This is a genomic window from Streptomyces sp. NPDC054841 (genome assembly GCF_053611045.1).
Map to the genome: position 1 here is coordinate 1 of NZ_JBSGZO010000465.1, position 6457 is coordinate 6457.

At 72.5% G+C, this 6457-nt stretch carries 5 protein-coding genes; 1 reads left to right on the top strand and 4 read right to left on the bottom strand.

Going from position 1 to position 6457, the window contains the following annotated elements:
• Positions 1-634 precede the first annotated feature (634 nt).
• From ACWGI8_RS36700 to ACWGI8_RS36715, 4 genes are all read right to left on the bottom strand, one after another.
• Positions 635-1957 carry a bifunctional RNase H/acid phosphatase gene (locus tag ACWGI8_RS36700; protein WP_453667761.1) on the bottom strand — a complete coding sequence of 441 codons (1323 nt, stop codon included), beginning with the start codon at positions 1955-1957 and terminating at the stop codon, positions 635-637.
• Positions 1957-2700, bottom strand: coding sequence for a zinc ribbon domain-containing protein (locus ACWGI8_RS36705; RefSeq protein ID WP_453667769.1), 744 nt, complete (start codon positions 2698-2700; stop codon positions 1957-1959). The genes ACWGI8_RS36700 and ACWGI8_RS36705 overlap by 1 nt, the downstream gene beginning before the upstream one ends.
• The gene (locus tag ACWGI8_RS36710) at positions 2697-3527 is read right to left on the bottom strand and encodes a Nif3-like dinuclear metal center hexameric protein (protein ID WP_453667763.1); all 831 of its coding nucleotides are present in this window, start codon (positions 3525-3527) and stop codon (positions 2697-2699) included. The genes ACWGI8_RS36705 and ACWGI8_RS36710 overlap by 4 nt, the downstream gene beginning before the upstream one ends.
• A gap of 162 nt (positions 3528-3689) precedes the next feature.
• On the bottom strand, positions 3690-4748 hold the full coding sequence (locus ACWGI8_RS36715; protein ID WP_453667765.1) for an ABC transporter substrate-binding protein: 1059 nt from the start codon (positions 4746-4748) through the stop codon (positions 3690-3692).
• A gap of 248 nt (positions 4749-4996) precedes the next feature.
• Here ACWGI8_RS36715 and ACWGI8_RS36720 point away from each other — a divergent pair, with 248 nt between their 5' ends.
• Positions 4997-6178: a hypothetical protein gene (locus ACWGI8_RS36720; RefSeq protein ID WP_453667767.1), complete on the top strand. Its 1182-nt coding sequence runs from the start codon at positions 4997-4999 to the stop codon at positions 6176-6178.
• Positions 6179-6457: the final 279 nt, after the last annotated feature.

The window sequence follows — 6457 nt, forward strand, 5'->3', positions numbered from 1 at the left end:
ACGGGCCCGCCCCCGGCACCCGGGCCCGGAAGGGTAGCTGGTGCCCAACCCACCCACGGCCCGCACCCGGTGACCGGACCTGGCACAAACGGACCCCACCACCCACGGTCCGCAGTCGGGAGACTGCCCCGGGGCGGGGCCGTGCAGGGTCGGCCCCGCAGGGGCGGCATCGTGCCGGGGCACACCGGTCCCGGGCCGGATGTCGCCCCGAGGAGTCGAGCCCGGAGGGGCCCCACCCCACCACCCACCGGCAGCAGCCGCACCGAGCCCGTCCGGCGTTTGAGGACGGACACACCGGGTCACCCGCGGTACCGGGCGCTCCGAGCCCGTCCGGCGTTTGAGGACGGACACACCGGACGCCGTCACGGCACCGCGCACACCGTCACTCCACACCCCGCCGAAGGCACACCGCGCCCCAAGCCCGTCCGGCGCTTGAGGACGGACACACCGGCCGCCCGGACCGCACCGGGCACACCGTCACCGCACCCCCGCCGGAAGCGCACCGCACCCCACCCACCGGCAGCAGCCACACCAAGCCCGTCCGGCGTTTGAGGACGGACACACCGGACGCCGTCACGGCACCGCGCACACCGTCCCCGCACCCCGCCGGAGGCAACGGCGCCCCCCGGCAACCTCAGCGAAGGTGAGACGTGTCGTTCAAGAGGCGCAAGGACGCGTTGCCGTCCGCGTAGTACGAGACCGCCGACAGCGACGCCGCGTCGAGCTCCATACGGAACAGGGCCTCCGGCGGCGCCCCCAGGGCCAGCCGGACCAGCTGCTTGATGGGTGTCACGTGGGTGACCAGGAGGACCGTACGGCCGCGGTACTCCTCCACCAGCCGGTCACGCGCCGCCGACACCCGCCGGGCCACCGTCGCGAAGCTCTCGCCGCCGCCCGTGGGCGCCGCCTTCGGAGAGGCGAGCCACGCGTCCAGGTCGTCCGGATACCGTTCCCGGACCTCGCCGAACGTCAGGCCCTCCCAGGCGCCGAAGTGCGCCTCCCGCAGACCGTCGTCCACCTGGACGTCGAGCCCGAGGCGCGCGGCCACGGCCCCGGCCGTCTGCAGGCAGCGCCGCATCGGGGAAGCGACGATCGCCTGGATCTTGCCGCGCGCGGCGAGCGCCGTCGCGGCCGCCTCCGCCTGGCGCAGACCGGCGTCGGAGAGCTCCGGGTCGGTGCCCCCGCTGCCCGAGAACCGCTTCTGGGGCGTCAGCGGCGTCTCACCGTGCCGCAGCAGCACGAACGTGGCGGGCGGGCCCACGTCCGCGGGCCCCCAGCCCACGGCCGGGGCTTCCTCAGCCGCATCGGCCGGTGCCACGCGCCCCTGTCCCGCATCGGCCGGTGCCACGACTCCCTGTGCCACGACCGCTCCGGACGCGTCCCGGCCCGGAGCGGCCACAGCCGTACCCCCGCCGCGACCCGCCGCCGCGGCGGACAACGCCGCACGCGCCTTCGCCGCGCCCACGGCCGCATCGCCCACGACCCGCGCCGCGCGCTGGTCCTCGGCGAGCGCCGCCCGCGACGCGGAGGGCTCCCACTGCTTGCCCTTCTTGCCCGCGTCCATCGCCTCGTTCGCGAGCCGGTCCGCGTGCTTGTTCTTCTCGCGCGGGATCCACTCGTACGTGACCTGCCCGGCCGGGAGGATCCGCCCGGCCTCCGCCGCGAGCGGCTTCATGTCGGGATGCTTGATCTTCCAGCGGCCCGACATCTGCTCGACGACGAGCTTGGAGTCCATCCGGACACGGACCCGGGCGTCCGGGGCGAGTTCCTTCGCCGCCTTCAGGCCCGCGATCAGTCCGCGGTACTCGGCGACGTTGTTCGTCGCGACGCCGATGTACTCCGCCCGCTCCGCGAGCGTCTCCCCCGTCGCCGGGTCGAGGACGACCGCGCCGTAGCCCGCGGGACCCGGGTTGCCCCGGGAGCCGCCGTCCGCCTCGACGATCAGCTCGCGAGCCATCAGAGGCCGGACTCCGACGTACGGACCAGGATGCGGCGGCAGTTCTCGCACCGCAGGACGGTGTCGGCGGCAGCCGCCCGTACCTCGTTCAGCTCGGTGATGTTGAGCTCGATGTGACAGCCCTCGCAGCGGCGCTGGTACAGCCGGGCCGCACCCACGCCGCCCTGCTGCTCGCGGAGCTTCTCGTACAGCTTCATCAGGTCCGCGGGGACGGACCCGGCGATGACCTCGCGCTCCTTGGAGACGGTCGCGGACTCGCCGTCGAGCTCCTCGCTCGCCGTGTCCCGGCGCGCCGTCGCGTCGTCGGCCTTCGCCTGGACGGAGGCGACCCGGCCGGTCAGCTCGGAGACACGTTCCTGCGCGGACTCACGGCGCTCCATGACCTCCAGGACGACGTCCTCGAGGTCGCCCTGGCGCTTGGCGAGCGAGACGATCTCGTGCTGGAGGCTCTCCAGGTCCTTCGGGGACGTGATGGCACCCGAGTCGAGACGCTGCTGGTCGCGGGCGGCGCGCTGGCGCACCTGGTCGACGTCCTGCTCGGCCTTGGTCTGCTCGCGGGCGCAGTCGCTCTCCTCCGTCTGCGCGGCGACGAGCAGGTCGCGCAGCTGCGTGAGGTCCTTGTTCAGCGACTCGATCTCGGCGTGCTCGGGCAGGCTCCTGCGCTTGTGCGCGATCTGCGACAGGCGTACGTCGAGTGCCTGGACGTCGAGGAGTCGGATCTGGTCGGCGGGCGCGGCGTTCAGTTGGGGGCTCCAGAGGTGTGGTGGGAGGACCAGGGGTCGGTGACCGTCTTCGAGACGTGGACCCGCAGGCCCCAGCCGTGACGGTCGGAAATCTCGTCGAGCTGGGCGGCGGCCTGCTCGCACCAGGGCCATTCCGTGGCCCAGTGGGCGGCGTCGACCAGACCCAACGGGGCGGAAGAGAGAGATGCGGTCTGCGTGGCCTCCGACACCGGATGGTGGCGCAGGTCCGCGGTGAGGAAGGCGTCCACGCCCGCGGCTCGTACGGCGTCGAAGAGGCTGTCGCCGGAGCCGCCGCTGACCGCGACCCGCCGGACGACGGCATCGGGGTCGCCCGCCAGCCGGATGCCCTGCGCCGTGGCGGGCAGTCGCTGCGCGGCGCGCTCGGCGAACTCCCGCAGGGACAGCGGATGGTCGAGCTCGCAGATCCGGCCCAGGCCGGTCTCCGGTACGAGGGGGGCGACGACCCGCAGGTCGAGCGCGCCGGCGAGGGCGTCGGAGACACCCGGGTCGGCGGTGTCGGCGTTGGTGTGCGCGACGTGCAGCGCGATGTCGTGCTTGATGAGGGTGTGCACGACCCGGCCCTTGAAGTGGGAGGCGGCGACCGTCGTCGTACCGCGCAGATAGAGCGGGTGGTGGGTGACGATCAGGTCCGCGCCGAGGGCGACCGCCTCGTCGGCGATCTCCTGAACCGGGTCGACGGCGAACAGGACACGCGCGACCTCGGCGCCGGGCTCGCCGCAGACCGTGCCGACGGCGTCCCACTCTTCGGCCCTCTCGGGCGGCCAGAGGACGTCGAGCGCGGCAGTGACTTCAGAGAGACGGGGCACGCAGCAAAGGCTACCTGGCTGTCCATTGCGCCTGAACCGGTGCCGCTCGGGCGGAGGGCTGCGGCGCCGGCTGCGGCGGTCACGCCCGGACCCGGCGAGAGAGCCCCAAGAGCCCGGTGCGGGGCAGCACCAGGGCTCTCGTCCTACGTGACCGGGTATCCGCTAGTTGACCAGGTATCCGCGCAGGTCGTCCAGGATCTCGCCGGCGGCGGTCACGCCCAGACCCAGGTACCAGGTCTCGTCCGGAACGTCCTTGGCCTGGCCGCCCTTGACCGCCTTCAGGTTCTTCCAGAGCGGGTTGGCCTGGGCGGTGTCGCGCTTGGTCTTCGTCGGGTCGCCGTAGACGCCGGTGAAGATCCAGTCGGCGTCCGCCTCGTCGACCTTCTCCGCGCTGATCTCCGTGGCCAGGTCGTTGACCTGCTGGTTCTTGGGCCGCGGCAGTCCGGCGTCGTCCAGGATGGTGCCGATGAAGGAGGCCTTGGCGTACAGGCGGATCTTGTCCGGCATGTAGCGGACCATGGAGACGGTCGGCTTGGCGCCGCCGGCCGCGCCGATGTCCGTACCGAGCTGCTTCGCCTTCTTCTCGTACGCGTCGAGCTTCGCCTTCGCGTCCGCCGTGCGGTCGAGCGCGGCGGCGTTGAGGAGGTAGTTCTCCTTCCAGGTGAAGCCCGGGCGGATGGAGAAGACGGTCGGAGCGATCTGCGAGAGCTCCTTGTACTTGTCGGCGGCGCGCAGCTGGCTGCCCAGGATGAGGTCCGGCTCGAGCTGCGCGATCGCCTCCAGGTTGAGGTTGTTGATCGTGCCGACGCTCTTGGGGCTGCCCGCGGCCTTCTTCAGGTACGACGGGATGCCGTCGTCGCCCTCGGCGGGGGCGTAACCGACGGGCTTCACGCCGAGCGAGACGACGTTGTCGAGCTCGCCGACGTCGAGGACCACGACGCGCTGGGGAGCGGCCTTCACCTCGGTCGTGCCCATGGCGTGGTTGACGGTGCGCGGGAACTGGCCGGGCTTGGCTTCGGTGCCCATCGCCGCCGTCTTCTTCGCGGCGTCGCCGAAGTCCTTGCCGCCCTGGGCGACCGCCTTCTTGCCGCCGCCGTCGGCCTTGTCCGTGCCCGTGCCCGTGCCCGTGCCGGAAGCATCGCCGCCGGTTCCGCAGGCCGCGAGGGCGAGCGCGGCGGTGAGGGCGACGGCTGCGGCGGATCCACGGCGGCGTAGGGACATGGGTGCTCCTGCGGGTACGTACGGCTGGGGGCAGAAAGGGGGCGGAAGTGAACAGAAGGAGACAGAAGCGGACCGAGAGAGTCCGACTTAGGCAGGCCTAACCATAGCCGCCGCCCCGCGCAGCACAACGCCCCCCTCAACCTCAGGCGAATCGAGAATTGGCCACCCTTATGTGTGAAGTGAGCACGCTCGCGCCATTCGGCTGGTAGTGCGAAAACTAGCTTCGGTGACCGGGAGGTGACCATCCGATGACAACATGTGCCATTGAGGCGGCCCCGGAGGGCCATGCCGGTCGCCACGTACCGCACGTACTGCACGTACCGCGTGCGGCGCTCACGGTCAGCGGGGACGGCTGCTATGCGGCGCGTCTCGCGGGTGAGGGAGACGCCCGGTTCGTCGAGCGGTGGACGCTCGACGGGCCCGAGCCGTACGCGGTGCCACTGCCGCTCGGCCAGCCGGAGGAACCCGACGCGCAGGTGGCGCCGCTGGCCGACGGGCGGGTGCTGATACACCGCCGGGTGGCGGACCGGCGGACGTTCTCCCTGCTGTATCCCACCGGGCCGGGTACGGGCGAACTGCCGCTCGGCGCGGTCGAGTCCACGGCGCTGCGGCTGCTCCCGCCGTCGCCGAACGGTACGTGCGTGTACGCACTGGCGCCCGGTGAGCATTCGACGGCGGTGTGGCTGGTGGCCGGCGGGGCGTTCGGCCCCGAGCGGGTCGCGGAGGTGCCGGGCCGCTGTTCGGGCGGGGTGTGGCTGGACCGTACGGGCCGGATGCTCGCCGTGGACCGGGAGTCGGACGGGATCACCAAGGCGGTGGTGGTCGATCTGGAGCGGCGCGGGGAGGTGACGCCGCTGCTGCAGATCACGGAGGACAGCAACGACCGGCTGCTGCTCGCGGACGCCGAGAGCGGACTGCTGCTGATCCGCTCGGACGCGGCGGGCCACGACCGGCTGGGCTGGGGGGTGCTCGGAAGTGTGCGGCCGGTGCGGTTCCCGGAATGCCTGCGCCTGGCCGACGCGGCGGTCACGCCGTTCGCGATCCAGCCGGGGCAGGTGCTGATGCCGGAGAGCTGTGCGGTGGGGCTGCGGATCGACGCGGCGGCGGGCAGCTGGGTGGGGGTGTGGCGCCCCGCGGGCCGCAGACTGCACCAACTGGCCGCGCCTGAAGGGTGGTTGACGGGGTCGGGGATGTGGACCCGGGAGGGGGTCCTGCAACTGCCGTACGCGACGGGTGCGGTGCCGTGCGGGGTGGCCCGACTGGAGCCCCCGGAGGATGTGCCACTCCCCGACGTGCCTGCCGCGATCACAGAACCGGCACAACCGGAATGCGCAGGTGGGGAACCGTCCGAGGGGGTCGGGGGTCCTGCCGTGTGCAGGCCCGTGCCGTTGCAGGAGGCACCCCTCACCGGGTGTACGCCACGCGGTTAGACTCTGCGGCCGGGGGCTGCGCAGCCGCATCGTACGGATGCCGACGGTGACGTGACTGCTCGCCTTGCGACTCAAATCAGCGATCTCAACGGGGTGAACTTCCCACATGTCTGAAGCCCGAACCGACACGACCCAGGCGCGTCCGCAGGGGGCGGCCGCGAACCAGGCCGAAGCCGGCGGCGCCGGAAAGCACCGAGGCGGTGCGGCGGCAACGGAGGACTCGACTTCTCCCGCTCACGGCCGGCACCGCCGCCCTGGGGGTGGCGGGCAGTAGACCCG

Excerpts from the sequence above, each read along its gene's own strand:
- ACWGI8_RS36700 (WP_453667761.1), bottom strand. The coding sequence starts at position 1,957 with ATGGCTCGCGAGCTGATCGTCGAGGCGGACGGCGGCTCCCGGGGCAAC.
- ACWGI8_RS36720 (WP_453667767.1), top strand. The coding sequence starts at position 4,997 with ATGACAACATGTGCCATTGAGGCGGCCCCGGAGGGCCATGCCGGTCGC.
- ACWGI8_RS36715 (WP_453667765.1), bottom strand. The coding sequence starts at position 4,748 with ATGTCCCTACGCCGCCGTGGATCCGCCGCAGCCGTCGCCCTCACCGCC.